Origin of the sequence: Actinobaculum sp. 313, assembly GCF_003073475.1 — a bacterium.
Taxonomy (GTDB): domain Bacteria; phylum Actinomycetota; class Actinomycetes; order Actinomycetales; family Actinomycetaceae; genus Asp313.
Window position 1 is genome coordinate 545,485 of record NZ_CP029033.1, and the last position, 16,680, is coordinate 562,164.

The window sequence follows — 16,680 nt, forward strand, 5'->3', positions numbered from 1 at the left end:
GAGGGCAAGTGCGGCCGTTAGTGCCAGGACGGCGGTGGAGAAACGGCGGCGCGGCGGAGACGGTACGAGTGCCTGAGGGGCAAAACCGGTGGGGCCGTTGGTATACCCAGTGGCGCCGTAGACGTTTAGTCCAAAGTTTGGGGGAGTGTTGTAGCCGGAAGTGCCCGGGCTCCCCGGTAGCGCAGGGCCTCCTGGGAGGGAATCTCCGTCGGACATTGCACCTGCAGTTGCGAGGGGAACTTCTACGTTATGTGTAACGGTGGGCTGCGGTGCCGGAACTGGAATTCCTCCAGTTTGGACTGTGGTAGTGTCGACCAAGCCTCCGCCGGGAGGGTAAGCCGCCGTTGGAGCACCAGTTACCTGTGAAGCGTTGGGCTCTACCGAGGTAGAAGGCACACCCGGGTTGGGGCCAGGGTGTGACGCACCGGGCGTTGTTACTGGGGTGGAGGCATCAGCTCTGGCACGAGAATCCGCATTGCCGGTTGATGTACCTGCAGAGGGATCCGGTGCTGCTCCCTGGTGGGGGTTCCACGAGGCGTCATGCATCTGTTACTCCTTACGTCTCATCCGTGTCGGTGTAACGCACGGACTGGCCGATTCATTTCTTAGTTGGTAACCATCTAACATGGGAAGTTGCAATGTTCTCCTGTAGAAGCCTGGGAATAATCTGCGTGGGGAGCGTTGTAGGCATTGGCGCCATGCTGTAGGTGGCGCATGCACATACTAGGCAAAGCTCTGCTGCCACGTCGAACCCCGTTGTCCTAACGTGGCACAATTCGCACGCTACGCTACTTGGGTGAGCGGTGCAATACTCGAAAGGTCCCACAAATGCTGGGCATGTGACGGTTAAGTGCAGTGACCTGCGGCTTTGTTGGGGCACCTCATAAGGTTGGAGTGATTCAAGATCGGCGCGGAGTGTAGATTCGCAGGTGAAGGGGTGTGGATCCACAGGTGAAGGCGTCGTCGGTGAGGCTAGATCCAGCCCTTGGCTCGTGCCTGGCGGGCTGCCTCGAAGCGATTGGCGGCCCCCATCTTGGCTTGCGCGCTCGAAAGATAATTGCGCACGGTTCCCTCCGCCAAGAATAGACGTTGCGCGATTTCCGCCACGCGTGACCCATCCGCAGCGAGTGCCAACACGTCCGCTTCACGCGCACTTAGCGGGTTGTCTCCAACTGCGATTGTCTCCGCCGCCAACTCGGGGTCGACGGCGCGCCGGCCCGCGGCGACCTGCCGGATGCCGCCGACCAATGCCGCGCGGCTCGCAGTTTTCGGGAGCAGGCCGCGAACATCGGCGGCGAGGGCCCGCTTGAGATAGCCGGGGCGAGCGTGGCTGGTCACAATTATCGTGCGCACGGTTGGATACTCGCGCATCAGCGCCGTACAGGTCTCGATGCCGTCCATGCCAGGCAATTGGAGATCCACGATGGCGACATCCGGCTCGACACCACGCACATTGGCAAGGGCCTCTTCGCCGCTGGAGAACTCGCCGCACACCTCGAAATCTTTTTCAAGCGCTAGCAGGGCAGCAAGTGCCGACCGAATAAGCGTTTCGTCGTCAACGAGGAGTAGGCGGATCATGGGGTGCCCTTCAGGTCGAGTTGGAGTACGAAAGAATTGCCTTGACAATAATGCACCAGGCTGCCGCCCGCCGCCCGTGCCCGCTCCGCTAGTCCAATAAGACCATGTCCACCACCGCTTGTTGTCTGTGCGGCACCCTGAGCGTTTGCTTCGAGAACTCCGTCATTTGTGACAATCAAAGAGTGGTGATTGACCGCGATATCAACGCGCGTCGGCGTGGCGTGCCGGAGGATGTTCGTCGTCGCTTCATGGATAGCGGCAGTGAACAGTTCGGCGTCGTCGTCACCGTAAGTGCCTCGCACACTGATAGAGACCTCCGCGCCGACCGAGCGTAGCAGTCCGGCCGCGCCGTCCAGCTCGCGTTGGACGTCCACTTGCCGGTAACCGGCTACCAGGGAATGAACGTCGCGGCGCGCCTCATCGGCCAACTCTTGGATGCGGCGAGTCTGGGCGATCGCGCGTTCGTCACCGCGTGTCGCCAATTCGGAGGCGGTTTCCGCAGTCAGCGAGATAACCGCAAGCCAGCGGCCGACGACGTCGTGCAAATCGCGCGAGAAGCGAAGCCGTTCGTCGACGACGGCGAGTTCGGCGCGAATCTGCTGCGCCTCCTCCAGTTCATCAACGATCGCCAAGTACCACATGGAGCTGTGCGTCGTCGTGAACATCAATACGACGTAGAACGCCATCGCCGGAGAGGCCAGCAGAATAACGGGTATCGATGTGAGTAGCGCGAAGCCAGCCCCGACGTACCAACGTCCGATCGTAGTGAGCGGCCCGGCCGCCGGTACCACAAGTGCGGCCACAGCGAAGCGTCCCACTCCCGCCAGAATGCCCTGGGCGAATGCAAGCAGCACGATGACGCCGAGAAGAAGCCAAGGAAGACCGCACAACACGACGACGGATCTCCGAGCTAGTGGGCGATACGTCAGCAGTAGATACATGGCAAGACCGGCCACCATGCCCATCACCATTGCGCCGACCGACCAGAACCACGGCCGCTGAATGAGCAGAATCTCTTCAAGGGCGGTGGTCGCAGCGAAGGCGGGCATGAGGCCGTTGAAGATAATGAGTGGCCAGGTGACGCTCGTCGTCATGAGACGTCCAGAGCGCGTGACATTGTGGTGTTTCTCCGCACCAAGCCAGCGCGAAAGGCGCGACGGCGACCCCAAGGCGGGGGTGTTTTCCATGGTCGCTATCTTACGCATAGATGTCCTGCTTGCCTTGTGGGGAGGGGCCTTGTGGGGAGGGCGTCATGGCGGGGCCTTGTGGGGGCGTCATGGCGGATGAAGCCGACCAAGAATGGATGCGGCGACGTCTGTTTACCTCGCGGGAGGAGGCCATGCGCCGGGTCGCGCGCTGCCTTACGCACGGGGATCCCAGCGGAAGGCGGCGCGGACAATCACCGCGATCACTACGCACCAGACGGCGAGGGAAGCGAAAGCAGGCAAAGACTCAAGCAGGGCCCCCAGGCGGGAGAGCGAGGCCTCGTTATTGTCGATTCCGAGCCACCCATACTGGGCAATAACCGTAACCGCATTGGTGGGAACGAGAAGAAGGGCTTGCTCCGCCCAGGCCGGCATGCTGCTCAAAGGCAGCAGTCCGTTCGTCGCGAGGAATCCGACGACGAAGAAGGGAAGATACGTAACACCGGCGGATTCGGTTGTGCGGGTGACAATAGCTGTTAGTGCGCCGATTCCGGCGATCACAACTGTGCCCAGCACAATGCCAACGATAGCGAGTTCTGGATACTTCGGTAGGGGCAGCTCGAATAGGAACGAGGACATCGCCAAGCCGACTCCGAGCGCGGCTAAGGAAAGAAGGACGGCTGGAGAAGCGGCCGAGATGAGAATCGTCGCGTCTGAGCATTCACCTGTACGCAGACGCTTCAAAACCATGTCTTGACGACGTGAGACGTAGGTGGACAAGACATTGAAATACGTCGCGGTTAACAGGGTCGTGCTTATGAGAAGTGACAACAGCATGGTGGCAGCCGTTAAAGGCGGCATATTCGAAGATTCCGCCAGCGAGTTCGCCCAGAGGGGGATCAGAAGTGGAGACATGATGGCGGTGGCCATCAACATGCGGTTTCGCCGCAGTAGTGCCCATTCACTTCCGAGCAATGCGCGAGCCTTGCGGAACTGTGAGTGTGATGCTGTCCTGCCGGGCGCGGCGGGAGACCCGTCGGGCATTGCTTGCGTGGCAGGAGTGGAGCGTACTTTGAATTGGAGCTTTTCGTAAGGCATATGTGTTTCTTTCCTAATTGGCGACGCACCAGTGGGTGCGCTGGGCATACCGGTGTTGGTGGCGATGGTGTTGGCCATGCCCGGTGTTGGTGGCGACGGCGCCGATCATGCAAGCGGCAGAGCGCGCGTTGTAGGCCTAACTGTTGGCGATGCCGAGGAAAACGGACTCGAGAGTCGCCTCTCGCGCGGAGAGACCACTGAGCGTGACGTTCTCTGCGTCCGCCCAGCGGAGCAGCACTGCCAGGTGTTCCTGAAGGCGCGTGGTCTCAATGGTGGTGCGTGGTCCGACGGTTTCTGCCAGGGAGGCAAGAGGGTCGGGCAATCGCCGGTTCAGCGTGCGGAAGGTGATTACTGCCGGATGATCGGCGACGATCTCCTCGATTGTTCCTGAACGGGCGATTTCGCCCTGATGCATGATGGCCAGCCGGTCGGCCAGCTCCTCCGCCTCCTCCAAATAGTGCGTCGTCAGCACGATGGTCGTGCCGTTCGCGTTCTGTGCGCGGAGCAGTTCCCAGGCGGTGGCCCGTGACTCGGGATCGAGACCGGTTGTCGGTTCGTCGAGGAAGAGCACGGACGGTGAGGCGTTAGCCAACGCGCAGGCCAGGTCGAGGCGGCGTCGTTCACCGCCGGAGAGCGCGGATACTCGGACCTCGGCTCGATCGGTCAGGTTGAGTTCCCCGAGCAGCTTGACGGGGTCGCGTGGCTGGCTCAGGGTGCCGCACCACATGGTGAGGGTTTCTCGCACGGTGAGATCCCGGGAAAAGCCACCTTCTTGCAGCATAGTGCCAATATGCGGCCGGAGTTGGCTGCGGTTGGCGACAGGATCCTGCCCCAGCACCCGCACGCTTCCACCGTTGGGCCGGGCAAGGCCTTCCAGCATGTCCATCGTTGACGTTTTTCCGGCGCCATTGGTGCCTAGCAGAGAAAAGACCTCGCCCTTCGGAACGTCGAGGTTGATTCCTTTGACTGCGGTGAACACCTTATTCTTCGTGCCATACGTCCGCGTCAGATTGCGAGCGGTGATTGCGTCTCCGGCTGCTGGGCCTGGACCTACGGATACAGCGTACGAGGCCGCGGCGTGTGGTTGTGCGACTGCAGGGTTTGGGGTTGTCGGGTGTGCATCTGTGGGTGCATCCTCGGCGCCCCTGGCATGGCATTTCGTTCACTCGTAGCTTTCATATCTTCTATGTTTCCCGCTGGGAATCCGCTGTGGTAGAGCCGGATGTAATGAACTGGAGCAGCACTTTCCACGGCAGCCGTATGACAAATGTCAGATCGGTGGAAGCGAAATAGTCAGAGCGGTGTGCGATGCACTTCTAGGATGAGCGTATGGCGGAGAGAATCGGCAGAGTCGAGGCGAAGGCGGCTGATGCGAGGAATAGTGCGCAAGCGCGGGAGGATAGCTCGCAGGCACAGGAGAGCGGCGTGCACGCGCGGGAGAATAGCTCGCAGGCACAGGAGAGCAGCTCACAAGCACGGGAGAGTTACGCCCACGCACAGGAGAATGTGGATGAACGCGGGCGGCGAGCGCTCCGGCAACTCATTGGGACACCGGAGCCGGATACTGCGGCGAAATTGGCCGTCTACTCACCGCTGACTGGCAGCCGCATCGGGGCATTACCGGTGGCGACTCCGCAGGACATTGCAGAAACAGCACGCCGCGCGAGAGTGGCGCAGCAGGCATGGGCGGCGACCCCGATCAGTCAGCGTGTGCGAGTGCTGCGCTCGTATCAAACCCTGGTATGGCGTGAGCAGGACGCCCTGCTCGACCTCATTCAGTGGGAAAGCGGGAAGGCCCGCGCCGACGCGTTCGAAGAGCTCGCTGATACGGCGATGACGGCTCGCTATTACGCGAACACTGCGGCTCGGCATCTGGCTGACAGGCGGCGCCGAGGCGCAATTCCGCTGCTCACTGACACCCAGATCCACCGCCACCCGAAGGGGTTAGTAGCGGTTATTGCGCCATGGAATTATCCGCTTACCCTGGCGGTTTCCGATGCGATTCCGGCCCTTGCGGCGGGCAACGCCGTCGTCGTCAAACCGGCCAGTCTCACGCCGTACACCGCCCTGGCCGCGCGGCATTTGCTGGTACGTTCCGGCCTTGATCCCGATCTGTTCCAGGTGGTTATCGGATCGGGTTCCGCGGTGGGGGCGGCGCTGGTTGACGAGGCCGACTACCTCATGTTCACCGGGTCGTCTCAGGTGGGAGCGAAAGTCGCCGCTCAGGCGGCAGGTGCGCTGATCGGAGCGTCGGCGGAGCTGGGCGGAAAGAATGCGCTTATTGTGCGCGGCGACGCCGATATTGCGCGCAGTGTGCGCGGTGCGATCAAGGCGTGCTTCTCCAACGCCGGCCAACTGTGCATCTCTATTGAACGAATGTACGTTCACCGTGCCGTGTGGGATCGCTTCGTCCCCGCCTTCGCGGAGGCTGTTAATGAACTGCGGGTTGGTACCGGACTTGATTGGGATTCTGACCTCGGCGTGCTGATTGACAGTCGGCAACTCGAGAAAGTACGGGCGCATGTAGACGAGGCATTGGCTAAAGGAGCGGTTGCGCTCGCGGGTGGCACGCCGCTGCCCGCCATTGGGCCAACGGCTTTCGCACCCACGGTTCTCACCGGGGTCACGGAAGAGATGAGGGTCTACCGCGAGGAAACCTTCGGACCCGTCGTCGCCGTCTACCCATTTGCCGACGACGCCGAGGCGATCCGTTCCGTTAATGACACGCCGTATGGACTCAATGCGTCGATTTGGACTCGGGATGTTCGGTATGGGCGGGCAATGGCACGGCAGATTCAGGCGGGAACGGTCAATATCAACGACGGGTACACCGCCGCGTGGGCGTCGCTGGCTGCACCCATGGGCGGGATGAAGAACTCCGGCCTGGGTAGACGGCATGGCGCGGAGGGCATTCTGAAGTACACGGAGTCACAGACAATCGCGGTGCAGCGTGCGATGGGAATTCAGGCGCCGGGCAGCGTTGGGACGGAGACGTGGGCGCGCACCATGCGCTTATTCTTACGCGCTACGGCGCGAATTCCGGGGTATGACAGGTGACGTGCCTGATTTCGTCTTAGCCCCGTCTGCTGCCTAGCGGCTATTGGCAGGGTGGTGCTCCTGGGGGCCGATAGGGTGGCCTTTCCGCCTACCGGCAGGGTGGTTTGTAAGAAGTGTAGGGTTTTTCGAGAAGTATCGTGAATTTGCCTCTACTTCTTCATATTCCCTACATTTCTTGGCTGTTTTCTTGGCTGTCGTGTGGCTGGAGTCGGACGTTGATCGGGGTGACAGGGCACTGGCGCCGAGCGCGGCCGTACCGGGGCGCTGCATGCTGTAAGAAGTGTCGGGTTTTTCGAGAAGTGTCGAGAATTTGCCTCTACTTCTTGATGAGCCCGACACTTCTTCGCTCTTGTTCCTGGTGTGTTAGTTGTGTGGTGTGGGTGGTGTTGGGGTGGAGCGCCGTGCGCTAGGACTGCGCGTGTCCAAATCCCGTCCAAACGGCCGATAAGTCGATTCGATCGATATACGAACCGGCGGAGCTCCGCGGATTTCTCGGTACGACGAGGTCGGGTTCCTCTCGTTTGGACGGGATTTGGACAGTGAACACCCTTGCAGAGGACAATGAACGCCCACGCGTTGGATAGCGAACGCTCGTGCAAGGGGCAGTGATCGCCCATGCAGGGACTGACACCGTTGCGGGCGGGTAGGACCTTCGTTTCGTGCCCCGCCTACTGCCTACTGGCTACCGGCAGGGCAGTCCTTCTCGCCGCAGGCAGGGCGGCCTTTCCGCCTACCTGCAGGGTGGCCTTTCCGCCTACCGGCAGGGTGGTTTGTAAGAAGTGTAGGGTTTTTCGAGAAGTGTCGTGAATTTGGCTCTACTTCTTCACATTCCCTACATTTCTTGGCTGTCGTGTGGCTGGAGTCGGACAGCGATCGGGGTGACAGAGCACCGGTGCCGAGCCCGGCAGCCGTGTGCGCCACATTCCTGGCGCACACCCACCCGGCTCGGCGCTACACCTTGGCGGCAACACCTTGGCGCTACACCCAACTCGGCGCTACAACCCCACCCGCGGCGGCACCCTTCCTGGAGCAACACCTGGCGCACCCCCACCCTTCCCGGAGCAACGCCTTGGTACTGCAGCCTTCTTGGCGCTACACCCAGCTGGGCAGCCACATGTGGATATGCCAGAAGGTGTACGGCACGGTTTGCCCGGTCCAGATAGGCCACCAGAACGCCGCGAAAACGGTGATCACGCCGAGCACGACGCCGAAGGCCACTTTGGCTGACCTGGTGGCCCGCCGTGGCAACCACCAGTCGCGCGGCTTCTCCGGCGGTGGGGGCGGCACGTCTGCGTCCAGTTGCACCATGAACTGCTGCGCCGGAGTCAGACCTGGCGCTCCAGGTGTAGGGCTCGGTGAATAGGGACCGAACGGAGCTGGGCCCGGCACGGGGTCCACGGCACCCGCGCCGAAATCTGGCTGGGTGCTGCGCGCATGGTCCAACGGCGTGGCTGCGCCGGTCTTGGTATCGGTGCCGCTGGGGACGCCGCCCGGTCCTTCTCCGACGCCGAGGTATGCGTCGCTAGGAAGGGAGCTGTCCGTAGCACTGCTGGCATCTTCCTGCTCGACGGAGTAGCTATTACCGTCCATAGAAGAGCTGCGCGCAAGTCCATAGGCTGCGCCTGCAAAGGGGGTCGACGCCGCTGTACCCGAAGGCTGTGCACTCGACGTCTCCGCACCCGCTGTCTCGGAAGCCGCTGCACTCGCGAGGGCTGTTCCCGATGTCTTTGTGCTCGTTATCTCGGGACCCGTTGCGCCCGAAGGCTCTGCGACCGACGTCTCCGCCCCCGAAGCCGCCACACCCGAAGGCCCTGCCCCCGACGTCTCTGCACCCGTTGTCTCGGAACCCATTGCATCATCTGCATCATCCACGGCGCCATCGGCCGCATCGATGGCGCCGTCGGGTTCCCGGGTGTCTCCTGTGCCGTTGGCGACTCGATTATCGGTTTCATTTTCCCCGCCTTCCTCGGTGGCGTCGTCGTCGGCATCATCGCCTACGGGCGCTCTCGGCAAACCGACTGCGGGAGAGTGCGCCGGAGCCAACGCCCCCACTAAATGTGCCAGCCCAAAGGCCAGGGCAAGTACCACGTACGGCAGCACCGCGACGGCGTAGAACTGATAAATCGTTCGGTTCACGTAAGTCAGCCACGGGGCCCAGGTAGCCAGATAACCCGCGAGAATCGCGCCTGCTCGCCAATCGTGCCGCCGAATCAGCGCCCAGATGACGACGAGAAGACCGATAAGCGCCAACCACCACACTGCGGGGTTGCCCACCGAAGTAATTGCCTGCACACAGCCACCGGAGGAATCGCACGAGGTCAACTCCGAGTCGGTGCCCTCCCAGTAGAAGGAGACCGGGCGGCCCTGGAAGAGCCAGCGCCACGCTTGCGACTGATAGGTGTGCGCTGAGTCGAGCCCGTGGTGGAAGTCCCACATTCGCTGGTGGTAGTGGATGAAATTGTTGATGATGTCGGGCGCCCAGGAGAGCGCTTTCGATTCTGTTGCCGGGTTGAGTTCGTTGGCTACCCAGTCGCGATCAAAAGAGTTGGGGTTGAGGAACCAGGAAGTCCACGCTCCGAGGTAGGCAAGCAGCGCGGTTGGGACAAGCGCGAAAAAGGCGGGGAAACCCTCGCGGAAAACACCAGCGCCAGACCAAAGTCGCGTGCCGACCGCTCGCCGAGCGGCGATGCCCCAGAAGAGAACAAGAAGCCCGAAAACAGCAACGGCGTAGATACCCGACCATTTCACGCCGCAGGATAGGCCCAGCAGGACGCCCGCCAGCAAAAGCCACGGACGGAAGCGAGTGCTCGGACCCCAGGGATCGCGCGGCTTTCCCTTAAGTGTGAAGTACCCGTAGGCGACCCGGTGAGCGAGTTTTGCACGCGAGGCATCGCGATCACGCAGCACCGCCCAGAATCCGGCAAGTACGAGGAAGGCGAGGATATTGTCCAGGATCCCGGTGCGAGAAAGAACGATGCCCATACCGTCAAGGGCCATTGCCACGCCCGCGAAACCGGCAATCCAAGGCGAGCGGAACATGCGCAGCGCAATTCGGGTAATAAGCATAACGGCAAGCACGCCGAGCGCAGCGGTGGTGAAGCGCCAGCCTGCTCCGTTGTCGCTCCCGAAAAGCGCTTGACCGATGGCCATCAGCCATTTTCCAAAAGGAGGGTGGACCACATACTCCGCATTGGTGGCCGATAGTGCGGAGTAGTCGCCATTGACGAACATCTCGTTGATGATCGAGCCCTCGCCGGTCCAACTGCCTTCGAAGCCCTGCTTGTACAGCGAAAATGCTTCTTTGACGTAATACGTCTCATCGAACACCAGCGCGTGGGGATGATTGAGGTTCCAGAAGCGGGTGATAAAGGCGATGAGGCCGGTGAGCACGGTTGCTATCCATCCCTGGATACGCAGACGGCGCGGCACGACGACGCCCAGCGGAAGCAGCCCGAGGCGCCCACGCAACTCGTCCTCGTAGCGGCGAGCGCGCTCCGGAGTTAGGCGAGTACGGGGACGAGTACCCGGCATGGATCCCCAAGGCGTGTGTAGCTTCCTGCCGGTGTGTTTGTCTGCTCTTCGGGCAGCGTCAGGTCTCGCCTCAGCCATGCCACCGGTTGTGGGACCATCGCCGGCGAGATTCCGATCGGGTGCGTTTTCATCGATCGTCTTGTGCTCGGTCACAGGCGCGAGTCTACCGGCCTTCACTGCTCGACGCGAAAGAGCCGTGCGTTGGCCTGCCCGGGCGGCGCGTTGCGGGGCGTGTTTCTCCGCTGCGCATCGTGCTTTGAAGCCGGCGGTGGGCGGGGTGATTCGCGCATGTTAACGTGCCGACATGCGATAGTTGACCCATGACGGGAACCATCGTTTTAGCGGCAACACCGATTGGGAACGACGGCGATGCATCGCCGCGACTACGCGAAGAGATGGCCAGGGCCGACGTCGTCGCCGCAGAGGATACGCGACGTTTCCTTAATCTTGCCGACCGATTGAATGTGACGGTTGGAGGCCGCGTTCTCTCGTACTACGAGCACAATGAGGCCGAGCGGGGACCTTACCTTGTGCAACTGGCCCAGGAGGGGCAGAGGGTTTTGGTGGTCACCGACGCCGGGATGCCAGCAGTTTCCGATCCGGGCTATCGTCTAGTGAGACGGGCGGCGGACAGCGGCGTGCCCGTTACCGTGGTTCCCGGTCCTTCGGCAGTGCTATGTGCCCTGGCCGTATCCGGGCTGGCAACGGATCGCTTCTGTTTTGAAGGGTTCCTACCGCGTAAGGATGCAGAACTGCGCAATCGGCTCGGTCACCTCGGCGGAGAGGAACGCACGATGGTGTTTTTCGAGTCTCCGCGCCGGCTTCCCGCAACGCTAAATGCGATGGCGGAGGTCTTCGGTTCCGCTCGGCCCGCATGTGTGTGCCGCGAACTCACCAAGACGTATGAGGAAATTGCGCGCGGGCAGCTGGGGGAGCTTGCCGTGCGTTTCGATCACGATGTACTCGGTGAAATTGTGATCGTGGTGGCGGGCGCACAGCCCGGCGAAAGCGACATGACGGCAGCGGTTGAGGAGGTTCTTACCCTGGAGAAGGCGGGTCTGCGCTTGAAGGACGCGGCGGCGCATGTAGCTGCACGCGTCGGCATACGTAAACGAGAGTTGTACGACGCCGCACTCTGCGCACCGACGCGAGGCGCCTAGAACCTCCACCATCGCCCGGGTCCTGCTCGACAGGAAGCAATCGCCAGGTTTGAGGACATAGAACCTCCACCATCGCCCGGGTCCTGCACTCGCTAGTGCAGAAGATGTGCACGATTTCGTGCCTGCGAGTGAGCGTGGTCGGTATGTTGCCCGCCCGGGCGGTCTTGGTAGCGAGCAGTGTTGTCAGGAATACGCGCTGGTGGATGCTCGATGGCATGCCTTGCGTAGCGCTTCGCACTCATATTTGATACGGCATGTCGTCTTCTGGTGTGCAGCGGATTACTACGGTAGAGTGGTGATCAGTTGCAGTGCTGGCAGCACTCACCGGCTCACCGCTGGGAGGGCGCCCGGTGTTCGGGGCGGCTCGCCGTCGTGGTGGACGGATGATCGCAGCCTGTACGCGGCACTGAGATAACGAATAGGCAGACCGTGAGGGAAAGTCATGTCAGAACTGTACGTAGATAGGGCGAGTCTATCGGCTGCCGCGTCAAACGCCGGTAACGCTAGCGATGATGTAGCGGGTGTGAAGATTACCGGCGGTATGACGGATGTTTCGACCGGGATGCCCGGGGCCTCGGCGCTCGACTCGACGTCGCCGGTTGGGGAAGCCGTGGACGCGATGGCGAAGAAACTGTCGGAGGCGTTGACCGAGTACTCCACAGCATTGACAAGTGCAATGGAGTCGTATACGGCCGCAGACAACAAGACGAGTATCGACTTCGCCGCGTTTGACAAGGTGGTGGAAGGCTGATGGTGACATGGAGCGATATCCAATTATGGAAGAGCATTGGCCTCGACCCGGCATTAGATGATCTGTTCCGTGCGCGTGGTAGGGCGATGTCGTCGGGAGGGAACATCGTTGATATCGACGTGAAGTCGGGATGGTCGGGGGCGGGCGCCACGGCCGCGCAGTCGCGGCGGGACGAGCTGGAGGACTCGTGCGAGCTTCTGCTGGCGCATATTGGTGATCTCATCACTGCGACGTCCGCGGCACAAGACGGCGTGGGCGAGGTTCAGTTGCTTGTCAATGAAGCGAACTCGCGGGCGGATTTTTACGGGTTTCACATCGATTCTTCTGGGGTGGTTAGCGACCCACTCGCAGCAGGTACGTCGCCCACTATTGAGGATGTGCTTGAGTATCTGCGCAATCCAACCGCAGCTTTTGATTTGGAGGCCTTGGATCGCCAAGAGGCCATGTCTGATACGGAGATCGCAGTGGGCAAGGCACTCACAAAGGCACGTGAGGTCGATGAGGCCTACAAGGCTGCCTTAGATAGAGTCCTTCAAGGTAAAGTCAGCCAGATCGAAGATATGTCGGACACCCCCGGTTTAGCTGACTCCCCGCCTGTAGGCGCTTCGACAGAGGAAGTGGCCGCGTGGTGGGAGGCTCTCACCGACGGAGAGCAGGCGAAGATGATTGACGACTACCCGCGGGAACTCGGCAATCTGGACGGTGTTGATGGCTGGGCGCGGGATAAGGCTAATCGAAGAAATTTGGAAGAGGATATTGCACTGTATGGCCCAGAGGTGGTCGAATTAGGGCGCCAGATTTACAGCGGTCGGAAGCTGACACTGACTCCGGAGGAAGAGGCGAAATATGAACGATACGCGGACATGGTGGCTATCAGGAACGCACTCGACCAAGGAGATGTGGAAACTCAATTGCTTGTTTATGAGCCTCCTCGAACAGGGGAAACCGGACGCGAGATGACACATGCGGCAATCGCAGTGGGCAATGTTGATACTGCGGATCGTGTGACAACCTTTGTGCCGGGGATGACGACGACAGTGAGGGGCGATATGGAGGGGATCACTCGAAATATGACTAGCCTGAAAGCCGATACTGAGCGCATGCTGAATAATGGCGAAACAGTGGCAGCTATTGGCTGGATAGGATATGACGCTCCACCGGATCTTATCGCAGCAGCAAGCGCTGACCGGGCAGTGGCTGGAGCAGATGACCTTACGCCTTTTCTAGAAGGAATTGCAGACTCGCGTAATACCGACAGCACGGGAAGTTCTGGAGTGGAACAGATTCCACTGGGCCATTCTTATGGGTCAACGACCTTATCCAAAGCTTTAGCACAGGTGCGACCGGGTGTAGCCACGAGCTACGGGGTTTTTGGCTCTCCGGGGACCGAACCTGGATGGGACATGAATACCGAAAGTGGGTATGCGCTCGGGAATGTTACTGATCCGGTTACGTATGTAGGCAACGTGCACCTTAGTGGGGCACCAGGGCTCTTGGGAAGCGATCCGCTTACAGATCCTAACATCACCGAATTGAGCGCAGGAGGCCCGAAATGGCCTTGGGACTCTCATTCGTCATACTGGGACGAAGGATCTACTTCTTATAAGAACATTACAAGGATTGTTGCAGGACAAGCGGGATGAGAAACCACCGCAGGAGGTACGGTCGTCCAAGAGCCGTGGGTTCGGAAGGGCGATGTCCACGGCTGGCACTGGCAATCGTGCCGTTGGTGCTGGTTCTGTTGTTTTCTGGTTGTGGTTCGGGTCAGCGAGGAGATGACATGTTTATTCAAGATAATGGGTCGAAGCCGTTTGCGGAGCGGGTTGATTTGGCGACGGCGCAGGAGCAGTTGCTGGGTGCGGCTGCGCGGATGCGGGAGCGGATTGACGCGGAGTTCGGGCCGTTTAAGTGGGATCGGATTGATGGTCCGACGCGGTCCTCTTGCCGTGATGGCAATGATCGTGGCGGTGACGCTGTTAACGTTCAGGGCATGGTGCCAAACTCGGGTCTTTCTGATGAGGATTTTGAGGTGGCCATGCAGATTGTGCGGGAGGAAGCCGCTGTCTATGGGTTTACCTACGAGGTCGATGTCAGTGACGAGGTGGTATTCTGGGTGAATCTGTTTAACGAGGAAGATGGCGGGCATGTCTCCGTCATTATGAATCGTGAGAATCGCGGCTTCTCGATCGGTTACACGACGGGCTGCCGTCCGGAGGCGAGGCGGTAGGCGTCGGATTCGTCGCGTTGATTGGGAAGGCTCAGGATGTGATGACGGGGCGCGTGTTGCGGGCCGGGGATGCTCGGAGAGCCCGGTGAACTGCGGGCGGGGTTGTGATGCGTGAGGGTGCCCGCAGCTTTTCTGGTGGATCGCGGCGTTCGTCTTGTTGGTTTGGTTGGGGTCTGGGAGTGCAAACTTGCAGGCCGCGTCGCCGGTTCGTTTGGCTGGCTTTTGCGGTGGTCGTGTCGTCTGTTGGGTTGGTTGCCTGTGGTTCGGGTCAGCAGGGAGATGACATGTTTATTCAAGATAATGGGTCGAAGCCGTTTGCGGAGCGGGTTGATTTGGCGACGGCGCAGGAGCAGTTGCTGGGTGCGGCTGCGCGGATGCGGGAGCGGATTGACGCGGAGTTCGGGCCGTTTAAGTGGGATCGGATAGATGGTCCGTCGCGGTCCTCTTGCCGTGACGGTAACAATCGTGGTGGCACGGATATTAGCAGTCAGGGCACAATATATGATTCTGGTCTTTCTGATGAGGATTTTGGGGTGGCCATGCAGATCGTGCGGGAGGAGGCTGCTGTCTATGGGTTTACCTACGAGGTAGATGTCAGTGACGAGGTGGTGTTCTGGGTCAATCTGTTCAACGAGGAAGAGGGCGGGCATGTGTCTGTCATTATGACTCGCGAGAACCGTGGTTTTTCGATCAGTTATGTCACAGGCTGTCGTCCGTCGCCGCGGCAGTCGGCGTCGGATTCGTCGAGTCGATTGGGAAGGTTCAGGACGTGATGACGGGGCGTGTGTTGCGGGCCGGGGATGCGTGGCGGGCCTGGTGGACTGTGGACGGGGCGTAGGCGACTCAAGTGACTTGGTACTGTGTCGATAACAAGCCCGCAATAATGCGGGGTCGGCAGACGGACAACGGCGACCGTGAAACTCCTCAGGAACCTGCTGATCAGGCTATAGCGGGACGTTCTGGCCGCCTTCGGCGTGACCGATCCGACTTCGAGGAATTCGTGACGGAGACCTAGCTGTAGCCCTTGAACGTAGAAGGCAAAAACCAACTGGAGTTTAGGCCAGAGCGAGGCTTGGCTAGAGCGAGGCGTGCTAAAGCTCGCGCGGATCGAAATCTATATCTGAGAAGTCGAAGTCCTCCTCGCTGACCTCATCGGAGAAGTCCGCATCTTCGTCGATATCGAAATCGTCCTCTAGATCGACATCGACATCCCCACCCGAGCGGCCTGTTCCACCGGGCCCGAACAATCCCGATGTGATGCGGGAGGCGAGGTCTGTGGGCGGATTCAGATTGGCGAAGTCCTCGTCGTCGAAATCTTCATCGTCGTACTCATCGTCCGCGGCGTCTGCGTCATCGTCTCCGAAGAGATCGTCGTCAAAATCGCCCTCGTCATCGCTGTAGTCGCCGTCCAGGTCGTCGTCGTAAAAGTCATCGTCAACGTCGCTGTCCAACCCGTCACGCTCGGCGCCATAACCGTCGTCACCGTAGCCGTCATCGCCGGGGATGGCTACGTCCTCGCCTTCTTCGTAGAAACCAAAGGCCTCGCTGGAGAGCAGCTGCTCGACGCCGACTTCATCCATTTCTGCTCGCGCCTCTTCGCCCAGCTCTTCACTGGTAGGCACAGTCAGATCGGAGAATACGCGCACCGGCCACCCCGCCTTGAGGCCATCCAATGCCGTTTCTTTCACGCAGTGCGATTCAGCGATGCCAACCACATCGATGGCACGAATATCGGCATCGCGCAGGATATCCTCCAGAGTGCGGCCGTCTGCATCGGTACCCTCAAAACCCGAATATGCCGCCGCGTATTCGCCCTTCTTCACCGACACATCGATGGGTAGCGAGGCCACGGCCTCATGCAGTTCTGCCTCAGGGGTTCCGGCGACGCCATGTGGCGGCCACGTATCAACAAAGTCCGGTTCATCGGAAAAATGTTTGCCGGGGTTGATATGCCAATCCTGCGTGGTGACTATCAAGTCGTATTCATCGGCATTGTCGGTGACAAAGTCTGCAATCCGCTCCGCGGTGGCGTTTCCGCCGTCGACTGCTAAGGCACCGCCTTCACAGAAAGTGGGCTGAACGTCAACGATGATGAGTGCGCGGCTATCCGATTCTTCATCCATGGGAGCCTCC

The 16,680-nt window shown here is 60.5% G+C and carries 11 protein-coding genes and 1 pseudogene; 6 read left to right on the plus strand and 6 right to left on the minus strand.

Annotated elements, in window-relative coordinates; translation table 11 throughout:
- Window positions 1-972: 972 nt before the first annotated feature.
- The 4 genes from DDD63_RS02355 to DDD63_RS02370 form a co-directional block, all read right to left on the minus strand.
- Window positions 973-1,578 (minus strand): response regulator transcription factor, encoded by a 606-nt coding sequence (locus tag DDD63_RS02355; protein WP_108715020.1) that lies wholly within the window; start codon window positions 1,576-1,578, stop codon window positions 973-975.
- Window positions 1,575-2,765: a histidine kinase gene (locus DDD63_RS02360; protein WP_164505424.1), complete on the minus strand. Its 1,191-nt coding sequence runs from the start codon at window positions 2,763-2,765 to the stop codon at window positions 1,575-1,577. The genes DDD63_RS02355 and DDD63_RS02360 overlap by 4 nt, the downstream gene beginning before the upstream one ends.
- A 174-nt stretch (window positions 2,766-2,939) precedes the next feature.
- Window positions 2,940-3,821, minus strand: coding sequence for an ABC transporter permease (locus DDD63_RS02365; protein WP_164505425.1), 882 nt, complete (start codon window positions 3,819-3,821; stop codon window positions 2,940-2,942).
- 136 nt (window positions 3,822-3,957) lie between these two features.
- Window positions 3,958-4,800, minus strand: a complete 843-nt coding sequence (locus DDD63_RS02370) for an ABC transporter ATP-binding protein (RefSeq protein ID WP_240611343.1) — start codon at window positions 4,798-4,800, stop codon at window positions 3,958-3,960.
- 350 nt (window positions 4,801-5,150) lie between these two features.
- Here DDD63_RS02370 and DDD63_RS02375 point away from each other — a divergent pair, with 350 nt between their 5' ends.
- A complete protein-coding gene (locus tag DDD63_RS02375; protein ID WP_108715024.1) occupies window positions 5,151-6,878 on the plus strand; it encodes a succinic semialdehyde dehydrogenase in 1,728 nt (575 codons plus the stop codon).
- Between the two features lie 1,092 nt (window positions 6,879-7,970).
- Here DDD63_RS02375 and DDD63_RS02380 read toward each other — a convergent pair.
- Window positions 7,971-10,562, minus strand: coding sequence for a phospholipid carrier-dependent glycosyltransferase (locus DDD63_RS02380; protein WP_240611345.1), 2,592 nt, complete (start codon window positions 10,560-10,562; stop codon window positions 7,971-7,973).
- A gap of 167 nt (window positions 10,563-10,729) precedes the next feature.
- Between DDD63_RS02380 and rsmI the strand changes: the two genes are divergently transcribed.
- The 5 genes from rsmI to DDD63_RS02405 all read left to right on the plus strand — a co-directional run bounded on the left by rsmI (window position 10,730) and on the right by DDD63_RS02405 (window position 15,320).
- Window positions 10,730-11,569 (plus strand): 16S rRNA (cytidine(1402)-2'-O)-methyltransferase, encoded by an 840-nt coding sequence (rsmI, locus tag DDD63_RS02385; protein WP_108715026.1) that lies wholly within the window; start codon window positions 10,730-10,732, stop codon window positions 11,567-11,569.
- Window positions 11,570-12,011: 442 nt separating this feature from the next.
- Window positions 12,012-12,320: a hypothetical protein gene (locus tag DDD63_RS02390; RefSeq protein ID WP_108715027.1), complete on the plus strand. Its 309-nt coding sequence runs from the start codon at window positions 12,012-12,014 to the stop codon at window positions 12,318-12,320.
- On the plus strand, window positions 12,320-13,963 hold the full coding sequence (locus DDD63_RS02395; protein WP_108715028.1) for an alpha/beta hydrolase: 1,644 nt from the start codon (window positions 12,320-12,322) through the stop codon (window positions 13,961-13,963). The genes DDD63_RS02390 and DDD63_RS02395 overlap by 1 nt, the downstream gene beginning before the upstream one ends.
- 137 nt (window positions 13,964-14,100) lie before the next feature.
- Window positions 14,101-14,547 (plus strand): LppA family lipoprotein, encoded by a 447-nt coding sequence (locus DDD63_RS02400; protein ID WP_164505426.1) that lies wholly within the window; start codon window positions 14,101-14,103, stop codon window positions 14,545-14,547.
- Window positions 14,548-14,831: 284 nt separating this feature from the next.
- Window positions 14,832-15,320, plus strand: coding sequence for an LppA family lipoprotein (locus DDD63_RS02405; RefSeq protein WP_164505427.1), 489 nt, complete (start codon window positions 14,832-14,834; stop codon window positions 15,318-15,320).
- A gap of 762 nt (window positions 15,321-16,082) precedes the next feature.
- Here the strand turns inward: DDD63_RS02405 and DDD63_RS13315 are convergent.
- A pseudogene (locus DDD63_RS13315) lies at window positions 16,083-16,670 on the minus strand (isochorismatase family protein); the annotation flags it as partial.
- Window positions 16,671-16,680 lie beyond the last annotated feature (10 nt).